This is a genomic window from Ilumatobacteraceae bacterium, from assembly GCA_033344875.1.
Taxonomy (GTDB): Bacteria; Actinomycetota; Acidimicrobiia; order Acidimicrobiales; family Ilumatobacteraceae; genus Ilumatobacter.
The window spans coordinates 3,016,517-3,030,796 of the sequence record JAWPMO010000001.1; the positions used below are offsets into that span (position 1 = coordinate 3,016,517).

Annotated in this window: 13 protein-coding genes; 8 read left to right on the forward strand and 5 right to left on the reverse strand. The window is 68.5% G+C overall.

Translation table 11 applies throughout. The features are described from left to right. The first annotated feature begins 137 nt into the window (after positions 1-137). The 6 genes from R8G01_14270 (at position 138) to pknB (ending at position 7,940) form a co-directional block, all read left to right on the forward strand. On the forward strand, positions 138-797 hold the full coding sequence (locus R8G01_14270) for a DUF3662 and FHA domain-containing protein (protein MDW3215162.1): 660 nt from the start codon (positions 138-140) through the stop codon (positions 795-797). A gap of 22 nt (positions 798-819) precedes the next feature. Further along, complete coding sequence (locus tag R8G01_14275; GenBank protein MDW3215163.1) at positions 820-1,329, forward strand: FHA domain-containing protein; 510 nt, start codon at positions 820-822, stop codon at positions 1,327-1,329. Then, on the forward strand, positions 1,329-2,663 hold the full coding sequence (locus R8G01_14280; GenBank protein MDW3215164.1) for a Stp1/IreP family PP2C-type Ser/Thr phosphatase: 1,335 nt from the start codon (positions 1,329-1,331) through the stop codon (positions 2,661-2,663). Before R8G01_14275 ends, R8G01_14280 begins: the two co-directional genes overlap by 1 nt. A 37-nt stretch (positions 2,664-2,700) precedes the next feature. Then, on the forward strand, positions 2,701-4,119 hold the full coding sequence (locus R8G01_14285; GenBank protein ID MDW3215165.1) for an FtsW/RodA/SpoVE family cell cycle protein: 1,419 nt from the start codon (positions 2,701-2,703) through the stop codon (positions 4,117-4,119). A gap of 25 nt (positions 4,120-4,144) precedes the next feature. After that, positions 4,145-5,668 carry a penicillin-binding transpeptidase domain-containing protein gene (locus tag R8G01_14290; GenBank protein ID MDW3215166.1) on the forward strand — a complete coding sequence of 508 codons (1,524 nt, stop codon included), beginning with the start codon at positions 4,145-4,147 and terminating at the stop codon, positions 5,666-5,668. A gap of 112 nt (positions 5,669-5,780) precedes the next feature. Next, positions 5,781-7,940: a Stk1 family PASTA domain-containing Ser/Thr kinase gene (pknB, locus tag R8G01_14295; GenBank protein MDW3215167.1), complete on the forward strand. Its 2,160-nt coding sequence runs from the start codon at positions 5,781-5,783 to the stop codon at positions 7,938-7,940. Between the two features lie 15 nt (positions 7,941-7,955). Here the strand turns inward: pknB and R8G01_14300 are convergent, their stop codons facing one another. Beyond that, positions 7,956-8,534, reverse strand: coding sequence for an aminodeoxychorismate/anthranilate synthase component II (locus R8G01_14300; protein ID MDW3215168.1), 579 nt, complete (start codon positions 8,532-8,534; stop codon positions 7,956-7,958). 130 nt (positions 8,535-8,664) lie between these two features. Here R8G01_14300 and R8G01_14305 point away from each other — a divergent pair, with 130 nt between their 5' ends. Next, on the forward strand, positions 8,665-8,976 hold the full coding sequence (locus R8G01_14305) for a cell division protein CrgA (GenBank protein MDW3215169.1): 312 nt from the start codon (positions 8,665-8,667) through the stop codon (positions 8,974-8,976). Between the two features lie 122 nt (positions 8,977-9,098). Here the strand turns inward: R8G01_14305 and R8G01_14310 are convergent, their stop codons facing one another. From R8G01_14310 to R8G01_14320, 3 genes are all read right to left on the reverse strand, one after another. After that, on the reverse strand, positions 9,099-9,374 hold the full coding sequence (locus R8G01_14310; GenBank protein ID MDW3215170.1) for a hypothetical protein: 276 nt from the start codon (positions 9,372-9,374) through the stop codon (positions 9,099-9,101). A gap of 63 nt (positions 9,375-9,437) precedes the next feature. Then, entirely contained in the window at positions 9,438-10,607 is a 1,170-nt protein-coding gene (locus R8G01_14315) for an acetyl-CoA C-acyltransferase (protein MDW3215171.1), read from the reverse strand. A 58-nt stretch (positions 10,608-10,665) separates the two neighbouring features. Further along, positions 10,666-11,238 (reverse strand): TetR/AcrR family transcriptional regulator, encoded by a 573-nt coding sequence (locus R8G01_14320; GenBank protein MDW3215172.1) that lies wholly within the window; start codon positions 11,236-11,238, stop codon positions 10,666-10,668. Between the two features lie 177 nt (positions 11,239-11,415). Between R8G01_14320 and R8G01_14325 the strand changes: the two genes are divergently transcribed. After that, the gene (locus R8G01_14325) at positions 11,416-13,797 is read left to right on the forward strand and encodes an MMPL family transporter (GenBank protein MDW3215173.1); all 2,382 of its coding nucleotides are present in this window, start codon (positions 11,416-11,418) and stop codon (positions 13,795-13,797) included. Positions 13,798-13,827: 30 nt separating this feature from the next. Here R8G01_14325 and R8G01_14330 read toward each other — a convergent pair whose 3' ends face one another. Continuing rightward, positions 13,828-14,280 (reverse strand): MarR family transcriptional regulator, encoded by a 453-nt coding sequence (locus R8G01_14330; protein ID MDW3215174.1) that lies wholly within the window; start codon positions 14,278-14,280, stop codon positions 13,828-13,830.

Here is a 14,280-nt window from a genome sequence, read left to right on the forward strand (position 1 = left end):
TCTGGCCTGCGTCCGAACCCCCATCTGCCTCACCCCCGTCGTGAACCCGTGCCTGCACAGAGCACTCGGAGGCCGTTCAGATACGCGCCCCCGCATCGTTCACGGAACCGGCGACAACCGTTAGCCTTGCTCCGACCATGGGCATGCAAGGACTCGAAGGTCGCCTGGAGCGTATGGTCGAGGGCGTGTTCCGTCGTTCGCGCAACTCCATCCGTCCGATCGAGCTCGGTCGACGCCTCATCCGCGAAATGGACGACCATCGTTCGGTCGACGTCAAAGGGCAGCGAATCGTGCCGAACGACTTCGCCGTGATGCTGTCCGCATCCGACCACGCCGGCTTCGCCGACATCGAGGACGCCCTGCGTACCGAGCTCGTCGAGGCGATCCGCGAGTACGCCCGCGAGGAGGGCTACCACTTCATGGGCCCCGTCGCCGTCGAGCTGCGGGTCGACAACTCGCTGCGCGCCGGGCACTTCGGCATCTCGTCGCAGCTCAAGCAGTCCGAACCCGGCAAACGACCCGGCACGATCGTCATGCCGTCCGGCGACCGCATCGAACTCACCAACGACGTCAACCTGATCGGCCGCCTCGCCGACTGCGTCGTCATCATCTCCGACGGCAACACCAGCCGCCACCACGCCCAGATCACACGATCCGGCAGCGGGTTCGTGATCGCCGACCTCGGCTCGACCAACGGCACGTCGGTCAACGGCGAACGCCTCGTGGCCGACCATCGCCTCGCCGACGGCGACATCATCACCGTCGGCTCCGTCAGCATCCGCTTCGAAGCCTCGTGACCCGGCACCCCTCGCGACTCCCATGACCGATCAGGTACTCGACGTCCTCAAACTGGTGCTCCTGGCACTGCTGTACCTGTTCTTCGCCCGCGTGCTGTGGGCGGTGTGGAGCGAGGTCCGCCAACCGATCAACGCCCGCCACGCCGGTGAACCGGTGCCGCAACCGTCGCCGACGCCGGCCGGCGGTGTGCCGGCGCCGACCGGTCGCCGCCCGTCCAAGCCGGCCAAGGGTCGCCGCGGCACCCCGGCCCGTCTCGTCACCCTCGAACCGAAAGAGCGCCGGGGCACCGCGTTCGCGCTCGGTGCCACCGTGTCGATCGGCCGTGAATCCGACAACACCGTCGTGATCACCGACGATGCCTACATCTCCTCGCACCACGCGACGATCTCGATGGCCGACGGCCACGTCGTCGTCGACGACCTCGGGTCGCGCAACGGCACCTACCTCAACGGGGCCAAGTTGACCCAGCGGCACACCCTCAACACCGGCGACCGCATCCAGGTCGGATACACCGTGCTGGAGGCCCAGTAGTGGCCATCCTGCGCTGGGGCAGCGCCAGCCACGAAGGCCAGCTGCGAGCCCAGAACGAAGACCACGCCCACGCGGGTGAAGGCCTGTTCGTCGTCGCCGACGGCATGGGCGGTCATCTGGCCGGCGAGATCGCGAGCGAGATGGCGGTCGAGCGACTCGACCAACGTCTGCCGATGACCTCGGCCAACACGCTCGACGACGTCGTTGCCGCGATCGGCGAGGCCAACACCGAGATCTACCAGGGCTCCATCGACGATCCCGACCGCGCCGGGATGGGCACCACCGTCACCGCGCTCGCCGTGGTCAGCGACCCGCACGACGGTGAGGCGTTCGCCGTCGCCAACGTCGGCGACTCGCGCAGCTACGTGCTGCGACACGGTCGGCTCCGTCAGCTCACGATCGATCACAGCTTCGTGCAGGAACTCGTCGCCGAAGGTGCGATCACCCGCGACGAAGCCCGCACCCACCCCCGCCGCAACATCGTCACCCGGGCGCTCGGCATCGAACCGTACGTGCGGGTCGACTCGTGGACGATGCCGATCATCCGCGGCGACCGGTTCGTGCTGTGCAGCGACGGGCTCGTCGACGAGATCACCGACGACGCGATCACCGATGTCCTCCGACAGCACGCCGACGACCCGGAGGCCGCCGCACAGGCCCTGGTCGACGCCGCCAACGACGCCGGTGGTCGCGACAACATCACCGTGGTCATCGTCGACGTCATCGAGGGCGACGACCCGCCCGACCCGACCGAGGAATTCGACGTCGTCCCGGTCTGGCACGACGGCGACCTCGACTCGACCGGTGAGACCGAGATCGTCGCCGACCCACCCGACGACGACGAAGACGGCGACGACCAGGCGGAGGACGACGGCGACGACGAGGGCCGTGACGCCACGGCGCTGTACGACGGGGGCGACGACGTCACTCCGGCGCCCGGTGTCGCCGTGCCGATCCTCGACCCGGACACCGACGCGACCCCGACCGATGCGACCAAACCGAAGCGCAAGCGGCTCGCCCGCCTCGCCCGCTTCATGCTCGCCGTCGGCGTCGCCGCCGTCCTGATCCTCGGATTCGCGATCTTCGCGGCGTGGGCACGTTCCGGCTACTTCGTCGCCTTCGACGACGACGGCCAGGTCGTCATCTACCAGGGGCGCGAAGACAGCGTGCTGTGGTTCGACCCGACACGAGAGGCGTTCGGACCGTTCCGCGACGAACTCGACGACGACAAGATCGCGCTCGTCGAGGAGCAACCGAACTTCGAGTCGCAGGCGAGCGCCGAGCGGTTCGTCTCGGAGCGCCTGACGCCGACGACGACGGAGCCCGACGAGTGACGTCGCGGCCGGCACGTCGCCGTCGACGGGTGGACTGATGTCGTCCACCGGGGCCTCGCCGGCACGCACGCTCGTGCGCCGACGTCGATCCACCGAGCTGATGCTCGTCGTGATGGCGGGACTCATCACGGCGGTCGCGTACACGCTCGCATCGCTCGGCGCGAACGCCCAGATCCCTGCCCGGATCGGCCCGTTCCTCGGCCTGCTGCTCCTGCTGGTCGGTGTGGCCCACGTCGCCGTCCGGCTCCTCGCCCGTGGCGCCGACGGCACGCTGCTCCCCGTCGCCGTCCTGCTCCACGGCATCGGCTACGTGATGATCACCCGGCTCGACGACGAACTCGCCGCGCTCCAGACCCTCTGGAGCTTCGTCGCGATCCTCGCCTTCGTCGCGACCCTGTTCCTCGTCCAGCGGACCGCGGACCTCGCTCGGTACAAGTGGACACTGTTCTTCGGTGGTGCGTTCCTGCTGCTGCTGCCGATGGTGCCCGGTCTCGGCGTCAACATCAACGGCGCCCGGATCTGGGTCCGACTCGGTCCGATGAGCTTCCAACCCGGCGAGTTCGCCAAGATCGCGCTCGCCGTCTTCTTCGCCGCCTACCTCGCCGAGCGGCGCGAGCTGATCGCCGCGTCGACGTGGAAGATCGGCCCGCTGCGGCTCCCCGAACTCCAGTACATCGCACCGATCCTGGTCGCGTGGGGTTTCTCGGTGATGGTGATGGTCGGCCAACGCGACCTCGGTTCGTCGCTCCTGTTCTTCACCCTGTTCGTCGTGATGATGTGGGTCGCGACCGAGCGCGTCAGCTACCTCGTGATCGGGTTCGTGCTCTTCGGCGCCGCCGCCTTCATGTCGTGGAAGATGTTCGGACACGTCCAGACCCGCGTCGACATCTGGCTCGACCCGTGGGAGGACGAGTACGGCAAGGGATTCCAGATCGTCCAGGCGCTCTACGGGATCGGTGACGGCGGCATCGTCGGTACCGGCCTCGGCCGCGGCAGCCCCGACAAGGTGCCCGAGGCACAGAACGACTTCATCTTCGCCGCGATCGGCGAGGAGATGGGCCTCGTCGGCGCCACGACCGTGCTGATGGCCTACCTGCTGCTGATCGGCGCCGGCCTCCGCATCGCGCTGCGTACCGACCGCACGTTCGACAAGCTGCTCGCCACCGGCCTCACCACGATCATCGGCGTGCAGGCGTTCATCATCATCGGCGGCGTGATCAAGGTCGTGCCGCTGACCGGCATCACCCTGCCGTTCGTCAGCTACGGCGGTTCGTCGCTGCTGTCGAACTACATCGTGCTGGCGATCCTGCTCCGCCTGAGCGACGCCAGCGCCCGCCGCCTCGGCGAACTCCCCGACGACCCCACGCCCCGTGAGCGGTGGGCCGCCTGGAACCTGCGTCGGCGATCGCGCCGCGCCGGCCTGACCGACACCGAGATGCACGAGGTCGTCTCGTGAATCGCGAGTTGTGCCAGGGCGCGCGATGAACCGCAAGATCCGGCAGCTCGCCGGCGCCCTCATCGCCATGTACATCGTGCTGTTCGCCGCGCTCAACTACTGGCAGGTGAACCGCACCGAAGAACTCGCCTCCGAGCCCGGCAACACGCGAGCCCTCATCCGCCAGTTCGACACGCCGCGCGGGCCGATCGTCACCGCCGACGGCGTGGTCGCCGCCCGCAGCGTGCAAGCGCCCGGCGACAGCGACGTCAAGTTCATCCGCACCTATCCCACCGGCGATCTCCTGGCGCACATCACCGGCTACTACACGTTCGGTCTCGGCGCTTCCCAGCTCGAACAGACCAAGTCGGGCGTGCTGACCGGCGACACGTTCACCCAGCAGGTCAGGGCCCTCGAGGACATCTTCAGCCCGACCAACGACAACTCCGGCGAACTCCGCCTGACCGTGCGCGAAGACATGCAGGCGGTCGCCAAGTTCCTGCTCGGACCGCGGGAGGGTTCGGTCGTGCTGATGGAGGTCGAGACCGGCGCGGTCACGGCCATGTGGAGCTACCCGAGCTTCGACCCCAACCTCGTCGCCGACCCCGACTACGACGCCGCGTTCGAGTACGTGACCGAACTCCAGGCCGACGACCGTGATCCGCTGCTCGCGAACGCCTACCAGCAGCGCTACATGCCGGGCTCCACGTTCAAGGTCCTCACCACCGGTGCCGCCCTCGACGCCGGCGTGATCACGCTGGAGTCGTTCTGGGAACCCGCCCGCGAGTTCCTGCCGCCACAGACCAGCGACCCGATCGAGAACTACGGCGGATCGCTGTGCGGCGGCGACCTCGCCGAGGTCTTCCGCCGGTCGTGCAACATCCCGTTCGCCGAGACCGCCCTCGCGCTCGGCGCCGAGGGATTCCAGGACGGCATCGCCCGCTGGGGCGTCGGCGAGGAGATCCCGATCGACCTCCCGCGACCGGCGGCGAGTACGATCGGCGACTTCGACGACATCGACCAGCAACTCCCGCTGCTCGCCATCCGGGGGTTCGGTCAGAACGACGACCAGATGGTGCCGATCCACATGGCGATGGTCGCCGCAGCGGTCGCCAACGACGGCGAGATGATGGCGCCGTTCGTCGTCGACGCCGAACTCGACCACGACGGCCGCATCATCAGCCGCACCCAGCCCGAGGTGTGGCAGCGCCCGATCAGCCGTCAGACCGCCGGCATCCTCCAGGACCTCATGGTCGGCGTCGCCGAGAACGGCACCGCCAGCTGCTGCATCGCCCTCGACAACGGCATCAGCGTCGCCGCGAAGACCGGCACCGCGCAGCTCAACGGCCCGGGCGAGCCCGAACGTTCCCATGCCTGGATCGTCGCCTTCGCCCCGGTCGAACAGCCAAAGTACGCGGTCGCCGTCATGCTGAAGGGCACCAACGCCGAGATCTCCGCCGGCACCGGCGGCCGCCTCGCCGGCCCGATCGCCAAGGCGATGCTCGACGCCGTGTTCGCCGTCGATCCCCCGCTGCCCGCCGAGACGGCCCCCGAGACGAGCGACGGCTGATGGGCCCCTGCGACCTCCGTGACGACGGCATGAACGTATTCGGGGCCGATGGGTCGATAGCCTCGTGCAACGTTCGCTCCGCCCACCGAGGGCGCTGTGGACAGAGGCAAACATGAGCAACAGCGGTGACGCCACGGTCATCAACGACCGCTACGAGATCCACAAGCGCGTGGGGCGCGGCGGGATGGCCGACGTCTTCTTGGCGCGCGACCTGTTGCTCGATCGCCAGGTGGCGATGAAGATCCTCTTCCCCGAGTTCGCGATCGACCCGAACTTCGTCGAGCGCTTCCGGCGCGAAGCCCAGGCCGCCGCCAACCTCAGCCACCCGAACATCGTCAACGTGTACGACTGGGGCAAGTACGAGGGCACGTACTTCATCGCGATGGAGTACGTGCAGGGCCGCAACCTCGCCGAGATCCTGAAGACCAACAAGCAGCTGACCCCGAAGCAGGCGGCCGAGATCGCCTCCGAGGTCGCCGCCGCACTGGGGTTCGCCCACGAGGCCGGGCTCGCCCACCGCGACATCAAGCCCGCGAACGTCATGATCGGCTCGAACGGGCAGGTCAAGGTCGCCGACTTCGGCATCGCCCGGGCGATGAACTCGGCCACCGAGTCCAACCTCACCCAGGCCGGCTCGGTCATGGGCACCGCGAGCTACTTCAGCCCCGAACAGGCCCAGGGCGCCCAGCCCGACCCCCGCAGCGACCTGTACTCGCTCGGCATCGTGATGTACGAGATGGTGGCCGGTCGGCCACCGTTCACCGGCGAGAACCCCGTGAGCATCGCCTACAAGCAGGTGCACGACAAGCCGCAGCCGCTCAATCAGATCGTCGACGGCGTGCCGCGCCCGTTCGAGGCGATCATCGCCAAGCTGCTCGCCAAGGATCCGAAGCTGCGCTACCCGTCGGCGCACGCGCTGCGCGACGACCTGCGTCGGTTCCGCAACGGCGAACAGGTCCAGGCGCTCGTGGCTGCGGCCGCCCGACCGGGCACCCCGGCCGCCGGCGTCACGCGGCCGACCCCGACGGCGGGAGCGACCCAACCGATCGGCACCACGCCCACCGTGTCGGAGCCGTACTCCGGCCTGCAACCGACGGCCCATCCCCAGATCGCCGGGGCCCCCACCGGCGTCATGCCGCAGCAGCCCGGCCCCGAACTCGGCCAGTACCCGCCGGGAGCATCGGCCGAGGCCCGCTACTACCAGGACTCCAACTCACGAACCGGCTGGTACGCGCTGGCAGCGTTCATCGCGCTGATCGCGCTGGTCGCCGGTGGTGTGCTGCTCTACCAGGGCCTGACCAAGGAGAACAACGAGTCGACGGCCCTCGAGCTCGCCAACTACGTCAACCAACCGCTCGAACGGGTGACGGGCGCGCTCGACGCGCTCAACCTGCCGTACATCGTGATCCCCGAGGACAACCCGCAGTTCGCGCCGCAGTTCGTGCACCGCACCGATCCCGTCGCCGGCACGATCGTCCCGGAGGGCCGGGTCATCGAGCTCTACTACAACCCGACCGACGCGCTGGTCGCCGTGCCGAACGTCGAGGGACGCACCCTCGAGCAGGCGGCGGCCATTCTCGGCACCGCCGGATTCAGCTTCCGTGAGGAACGTGAACTCAGCGACGTCGCCGAGGGCCTCGTCATCCGCACCGACCCGACGGCCGACACCCGGGTCGAACAGGAACGCGAGATCGTGGTGTACGTCTCCGGTGGCCCCGAGCAGGTGTCGATCCCCGCCACGGTCATCGGCGATGAACTCGAGGTCGCACGGTCACTGCTCGAGTCCGATGCCTACGGTCTGGTCGTCACCACGGTCGAACGGGTCGACGACGTGATCCCCGCCGGTGTCGTGATCGACACGAACCCGCCACCGAACACGCTGATCCAGCGCGGCGCGAGCATCGAACTCGTGATCAGTTCCGGGCCCGGTCAGGTGCGGGTGCCGCCCCTCGAGGGCCTCACCGAGGGCCAGGCTCGCAATTCGCTCGACGAACAGGGTCTCGCGGTCGACGTCAGCTACCAGGAACTCGAACCCGGCGATGCGCGCGACGGCACCGTGCTCGAACAGAGCATCCCGCCGACGCAAGAGGTCGACAAGGGCACGACGATCTCGATCGTGATCGGCCAGGCGCGGGTGGCCGAGACGACCACCACGACGAGCACGACGACGACCACGACGACCGTGCCGCCGACCACCACCACACCGCCGACCACCACCACGACGCCGGCGACCACGACCACCAACGCCGCCACCACGACCACGGCCCCCTGATCAGGGCCCGCCGGTTCAGGCGGCGCGTGCCAGGAAGTTCTTCAAGAGGTCGTGCCCGCACCCGGTGAGGATGCTCTCGGGGTGGAACTGCACACCCTCGACGTCGACCTCACGGTGGCGCACGCCCATGACGATGCCGTCGGCGGAACGGGCGGTGACCTCGAGCACGTCGGGCACCGTGGCCGGGTCGAGCACCAGCGAGTGATACCGGGTCGCGGTGAGCGGCGACGGGAGGCCGGCGAAGACACCGGCGCCGTCGTGGTCGATCGGCGAGGTCTTGCCGTGCATCAGCTCGGGGGCGCGCACGACCTCGGCGCCGTACACATGGCCGATCGCCTGATGGCCGAGGCACACGCCGAGCACCGGTGTGCCGGCCGCGGCGAACGCCGTCACCGCGTCGCAGATGATGCCCGACGTCTCGGGGCGACCCGGACCGGGCGACAGCAGCACCCCGTCGGGGGCGAGCCCGATCGCCTCGTCGACGGTGATCCGATCGTTGCGGTGCACGATCGGGTCGGCACCCAGCTCACCCAGGTACTGCACGAGGTTGTACACGAAGCTGTCGTACGAGTCGATCACGAGAATGCGAGGCATCGACGCTCACGTTACCGACGCGGCCGCCGCCGGTCGGCACGGGTTGGGACCGCCGAGCGAAGCGTCGTGTGAGCCGCCAGCGGCGACCCGTCGCCGTGGAAGTCCCCGAGTGGCTCTAGACTCGATGCTCGTGGCACCTCCAAAGCGCAAGACAGGCGGCGGTCGAACGACCCCCAAGGGCACGCGGCCCGGCGAGCAGCGGATCGCCAACCCGACCGAGAACGAGCGGGGCGTGCACGCCTCGACCCGCTACACCCCTCCGGTCACGAGCGAGATGCGGGCACCGCAGCCCTGGATCCCGGTGCTGATGGTCGCGCTGTTCATCATCGGCATGATCGTGATCATCCTCCGCAACCTGGTGTTCCAGGGCAACAACTGGCTCACCCTGGTGGGTCTGGGAGCGATCCTCGGCGGCCTCTACACCGCCACCAAGTGGCGCTAGCCGCCCGCCCGACCGCGCTCCGCGCGCACCGTCCGGCACGCCGGTTGTCCACAATCGGCGAACTCACACCAGTGTAGTTTCCCCCACACTTATCCACAGGTTGGTGGATAACGCTCGCGAACTCAGTCGTAGAGTGGCGCGACGACCACCATTTCCTCCAAACAGTGCTTCGGAGGCGGCGGATCGGCATCGGGGGCCAACGTCAACTTCAACTCCACCCCGCAGACATCACAGCGATACCGCATGTTCACCTTGCGGAGTTCGCCGGGTTCCGGCGGGGGTGCCGGGGGTGCCGACAGCGCGTGCAGCATCGTCATTCCGGTCCGCCACAGGACCACCATCAGCACGAGGCCCAGCAGGAACCACAGCACACTGCCCACAGATGCGGCGAGAATCACGACCTCAACGCTACCGGTTATCCCCAGGGCCTGTGGGCAGCCGATCGGCCGCCGAATCGACCGTCACCCGAGCCGCTCGATGATGGTCGCATTGGCCATCCCGCCGCCCTCGCAGATGGTCTGCAGCCCGTACCGGCCGCCGCTTCGCTCGAGTTCGTTGACCAGCGTCGCCATCAGTCGGGCACCCGAGCAGCCGAGCGGGTGACCGAGGGCGATCGCTCCCCCGTTGACGTTGACCCGCTCGGGGTCGGCGTGATGTTCGCGCTGCCAGGCGAGCACCACCGTCGCGAATGCCTCGTTGATCTCGATCAGGTCGATCTCGTCGAGCCGCATCCCTGCCCGGTCGAGCACCTTGCTCGTCGCCGGGATCGGCGCCGTGAGCATCAGACGCGGGTCGGCGCCGGCGAGGGCGAAGTCGACGAACCGAGCCCGCGGCGTCAGGCCGAGATCGAGTGCCCGTGCCTCGCTCATGATCAGCAGCGCGGCGGCACCGTCGGTGATCTGCGACGAGTTCCCGGCGGTCACGCGACCACCGTCGGCCTCCGCGAGGAATGCCGGTTTCAACTTGGCGAGCGTCTCGACCGTGGTGCTCCGGACCCCCTCGTCGTGGCAGACGGGTGATCCGTCGACGCCGGCGACCGGGATGATCTCGCGGTCGAATCGTCCTTCGGTGACCGCTCGGTGGGCTCGCTGCTGCGACCGAGCGCCGTACTCGTCCATCTCCTCGCGCGAGATGTCCCATCGGTCGGCGATCAGTTCGGCCGAGATCCCCTGGGGGACCAGTCCACCCTGGTCGGCGTAGCGGGCACCGATGCGCGGGCCGAACGGGTAGCCGTACTTGCCGTCGGCCATCGACGACCCCATCGGCACGCGGGTCATCACCTCGACGCCGCCGGCGACGACGATGTCGTAGGCGCCGGCGATGACGCCCTGCGCCGCGAAGTGAGCGGCCTGCTGACTCGACCCGCACTGCCGGTCGACGGTCGTGCCCGGCACGTGTTCGGGCCAACCGGCAGCGAGCACGGCGTTGCGAGCGACGTTGGCGGTCTGCTCGCCGACCTGCATCACGCACCCGAACACGACGTCATCGACCATCGCGGGATCGAGATCGTTGCGGTCCACGAGTGCGGTCAGGGTCTCGGCCGCCAGGTCGACGGGGTGCCAGTGCTGCAGCTTTCCGTTGCGTTTCCCCAGCGGAGTCCGCACGGCGTCGACGATGACGGCGGTGGTCATGCGACGAGTTTGCCCGCGGCTGTGTCCGGTGTCACAACCGGAGCGGACGCCGGTCGGATCACGCCTGATGGCCCGGAGCGACCGCGCGCAACACCAGTTCGACGATCTCGTCGATCTCGCCCGGCCGGAACCCCGACCGATCGTGCATGACGCGAGCGATCATCGGACCCTCGAGCAGCGCCGACACCGTCTCGATGTCGATGGTGGGATCGATCAGGCCGGCGGCGATGCCGCGCTGGATCACGAGCCGGAGCGGCGCCTTGCGCTCGGCGATGTGCCGCAGCCGCAGCCGGTTGAACTCGTCGTCGGTGGCCGCTCGCAGCATCACCGCCGTCATGATCTGCCGCAGGTCGGGCCGGGTGCCGACCTCGGCGAACATGCGCATGAGTTCCACGAGGTCGGAGCGGACATCACCGGTGTCGATGTCGGGCACGTCGCCGACGATCTCGGAGAGCGCGGCGAGCAGCAACTCGTCCGACGACGGGAAGTGGCGGTAGATCGTGGTCTTGGCGACACCGGACGCCGCCGCCACCGCCTCGACGGTGAACGCCTCCAGTCCGCGGTCGCGCACGAGGTCCTGCGTGGCACGCAGCATCTTGGCCCGCGCGGCGGAACTGAGTCGTCCGGACATATTGCTACGCGACCGTAGCGACAGGAGCGCACGCTGCCACCATCGAGCAGGCAAATAATCCCGCAGCGTCTGTGACATGTGCAACATTCCGCTACGAAACCGTTGCGGCAACCCCCTTCGACCAGATAGACAAGCCGGGCTGCGATCCGTGTCGCACTCGATCCTGAGGAGAGCCCGATGTACCAAACCCTCGCCCGGTGGTGCTACCACCACCGCTGGACCGTCATCGGCGTCTGGATCGCATTGATCGTCGGGCTGAACGCCGCCGGCGGCATCGTCGGCGCCGCCTTCGACGCCGAGTTCACCTCGACCGGCTCGGAGAGCAACACCGGGTTCGAAGTGCTCGAGGAGTACTTCCCCGGCGCCGGAAGCGCCTTCGGTGGCCAGATCGTCTTCCAGAGCGATGCGGGCATCGACGACCCGGAGATCCAAGCGGCGATGACCACACTGTTCGGAGAGGTCGCCGAGATCGAGGGCGTCACGCTCGTCAGCCCGTACACCCCGTTCGGCGCCGAGCAGATCAACGACGACGGCACCATCGCGTTCGCGCAGGTCAACCTGGCGAACGACATCAACGAATCGGAGTCGGTCGTCATCGGTCAGACGATCGACGAGGCGATCCCCGAGATCGACGGCCTCCGCGTCGAACTCGGCGGAGCCGCGCTCGGCGAGTTCGAGCCGCCGGAGTCCGAGCTGATCGGTCTCGCGTTCGCCATCGTCGTGCTGGTCCTGTCGTTCGGTTCGGTGCTCGCGATGGGCCTGCCGATCGGCATCGCCATCGCCGGTGTCGGCGCCGGCGGCTTCGGCCTCGTGTCGCTCCTCACCCACGCGTTCCAGATCCCCGAGTTCGCACCGCTGATCGGCATCATGATCGGACTCGGCGTCGGCATCGACTACGCGCTGTTCATCATCACCAGGTACCGCGAGTTGACGAGAGCGGGCGCGACACCGGAGCAGGCGACCGTCGGGGCGATGGACACCGCCGGTCGTGCGGTCGTGTTCGCCGGCATCACCGTCGTGGTGTCGCTGCTCGGCATGTTGCTGATCGGACTGCCGTTCATCGCCGGGTTGGGCATCGCCGCCGCGGCGACGGTGGCCGTCACCCTGCTCGCGTCGATCACGCTGCTGCCGGCGCTCCTCGCACTGGCCCACGACCGACTCGAAGTGACCCGCTGGCGCGGTCTGATCATGGCCGGATTCGCCTCGATCGCACTGCTCGGCCTGGGTCTCAGCCTCCCGGTGCTCGCACTGTTCGGTGGCGTGCTGTTCGTCGGCACGCTGCTCGCGAGCTTCGGCTTCGCCCCGCTTCGGGGCATCGTGCCGGCCAGGACCCAGAAGCCGATCCGCGAGACCTGGGCGTACCGGTGGAGCCATCTCATCCAGAACCGTCCCTGGACGTTCCTGCTCGTCGGCACCGGCGTCCTGCTCCTGCTGGCCGCGCCGGTGCTCGGCCTCCGTCTCGGGTTCTCCGACGAAGGCAACTTCCCCGAGGAGACCACCACCCGGCAGGCGTACGACCTGGTCGCCGAAGGGTTCGGTCCCGGCTTCAACGGTCCGTTCCTGCTCGCGGCCGAGATCGACGGTCCCGACGACGTTCCCACCGTGCAACAGCTGGCGGCCGCGATCTCCGCCGACCCGGGCGTGCAGAGCGTCTCCGAGCCGTTCCCGAACAACGCCGACCCGGCGACCGGTGAGGTCGACCTCACCGCCACCGAGGCGTTCGTCGTGCGCATCGTCCCCACCACCTCGCCGCAGGACGAGGTGACCGAACAGACCGTCTCGCGACTGCGCGACGACGTGATCGCACCGATCGTCGCCGACACCGGCGTCGCAGCCAGCCTCACCGGAGCGGTGCCGGCCAACATCGACTTCTCCGACTATCTCGCCGGCCGCATCCTGATCTTCTTCGGGGCCGTACTCGCCGTGTCGTTCTTCCTGCTGATGATGGTGTTCCGGTCGTTGCTCGTGCCGCTCAAGGCCGTGATCGTGAACGTCCTGTCGATCGCCGCGTCGTACGGCGTGGTCGTCGCGATCTTCCAGTGGGGCTGGCTCGGCGGGTTGACCGGCATCGAGCCGGCGCCGATCGAACCGTTCGTGCCGATGATGCTGTTCGCGATCGTGTTCGGTCTGTCGATGGACTACGAGGTCTTCCTGCTGTCGCGGGTCAAGGAGGAGTACGACCGCACCGGTGACGCCAAGAACTCCGTCGCCGACGGACTCGCCGCCACGGCCCGGGTCATCACCGCCGCCGCCGCGATCATGGTCGTCGTGTTCGGTGCATTCCTGCTCGAGGACAACCGGATCATCAAGCTCTTCGGCACCGGTCTCGCGCTCGCCGTGTTCCTCGACGCCACGCTCGTGCGCATGCTGCTCGTACCGGCCACGATGGAGCTGCTCGGTAGCCGCAACTGGTGGTTCCCGAAGTGGCTCGACCGGATCGTCCCGACGCTCAACGTCGAGGGGCACGAACTCGAGAAGATGCACGCCAACCTCGGTGCGGGCGTCGACCCCACATCGAGCACCGACCCCGAGACGGAGCCCGTCACCGTCGACGTGTAGGCGGGCGCTTCGAGCTCGCCGCCCTCGCGGTCAGGACTCGTCGTCGGCCGGGTCGACCAGACCGGTGACGTCACGGATCGCGGCGATCTGATCGTCGTCGAGTCGGCCGGCGAACCGTGCCTGCACCGACCGCCGGTACGTCACGCTCATCTCGCGCCACAGGGTGCGACCCCGCGGGGTGAGCTCGATGTCGACGGCGCGGTGATCGTCGGGGTCGACCTGACGGTGGCGGGCGATCCAGCCCTCCTCCTCGAGGCGGTCGAACCGACGGCTGAGGCTGGACGCCGGGATCCTCATCCGGTTCGCGACGTCCTGCGGTCGAGCCCGACCGTCGAGTTGCCGCAGTGCGGCCAGGACGTCGAACCAACCGAGCGGAACGGCCCACTCGAGGCGCAGGTCCTCGTCGATCCCGCGTGTGATGTCGGTGACGACCGACTGGAGTTCACGCCACGTCTCGAGCCGAGTGGTGTCGAGGCGCGGCAT

Coding starts and splice junctions, on each gene's coding strand:
- R8G01_14300 (MDW3215168.1), bottom strand. CDS start 8,534: ATGCCTCGCATTCTCGTGATCGACTCGTACGACAGCTTCGTGTACAAC.
- R8G01_14285 (MDW3215165.1), top strand. CDS start 2,701: ATGTCGTCCACCGGGGCCTCGCCGGCACGCACGCTCGTGCGCCGACGT.
- pknB (MDW3215167.1), top strand. CDS start 5,781: ATGAGCAACAGCGGTGACGCCACGGTCATCAACGACCGCTACGAGATC.
- R8G01_14320 (MDW3215172.1), bottom strand. CDS start 11,238: ATGTCCGGACGACTCAGTTCCGCCGCGCGGGCCAAGATGCTGCGTGCC.
- R8G01_14315 (MDW3215171.1), bottom strand. CDS start 10,607: ATGACCACCGCCGTCATCGTCGACGCCGTGCGGACTCCGCTGGGGAAA.
- R8G01_14325 (MDW3215173.1), top strand. CDS start 11,416: ATGTACCAAACCCTCGCCCGGTGGTGCTACCACCACCGCTGGACCGTC.
- R8G01_14270 (MDW3215162.1), top strand. CDS start 138: ATGGGCATGCAAGGACTCGAAGGTCGCCTGGAGCGTATGGTCGAGGGC.
- R8G01_14275 (MDW3215163.1), top strand. CDS start 820: ATGACCGATCAGGTACTCGACGTCCTCAAACTGGTGCTCCTGGCACTG.
- R8G01_14330 (MDW3215174.1), bottom strand. CDS start 14,280: ATGCCGCGCCTCGACACCACTCGGCTCGAGACGTGGCGTGAACTCCAG.
- R8G01_14290 (MDW3215166.1), top strand. CDS start 4,145: ATGAACCGCAAGATCCGGCAGCTCGCCGGCGCCCTCATCGCCATGTAC.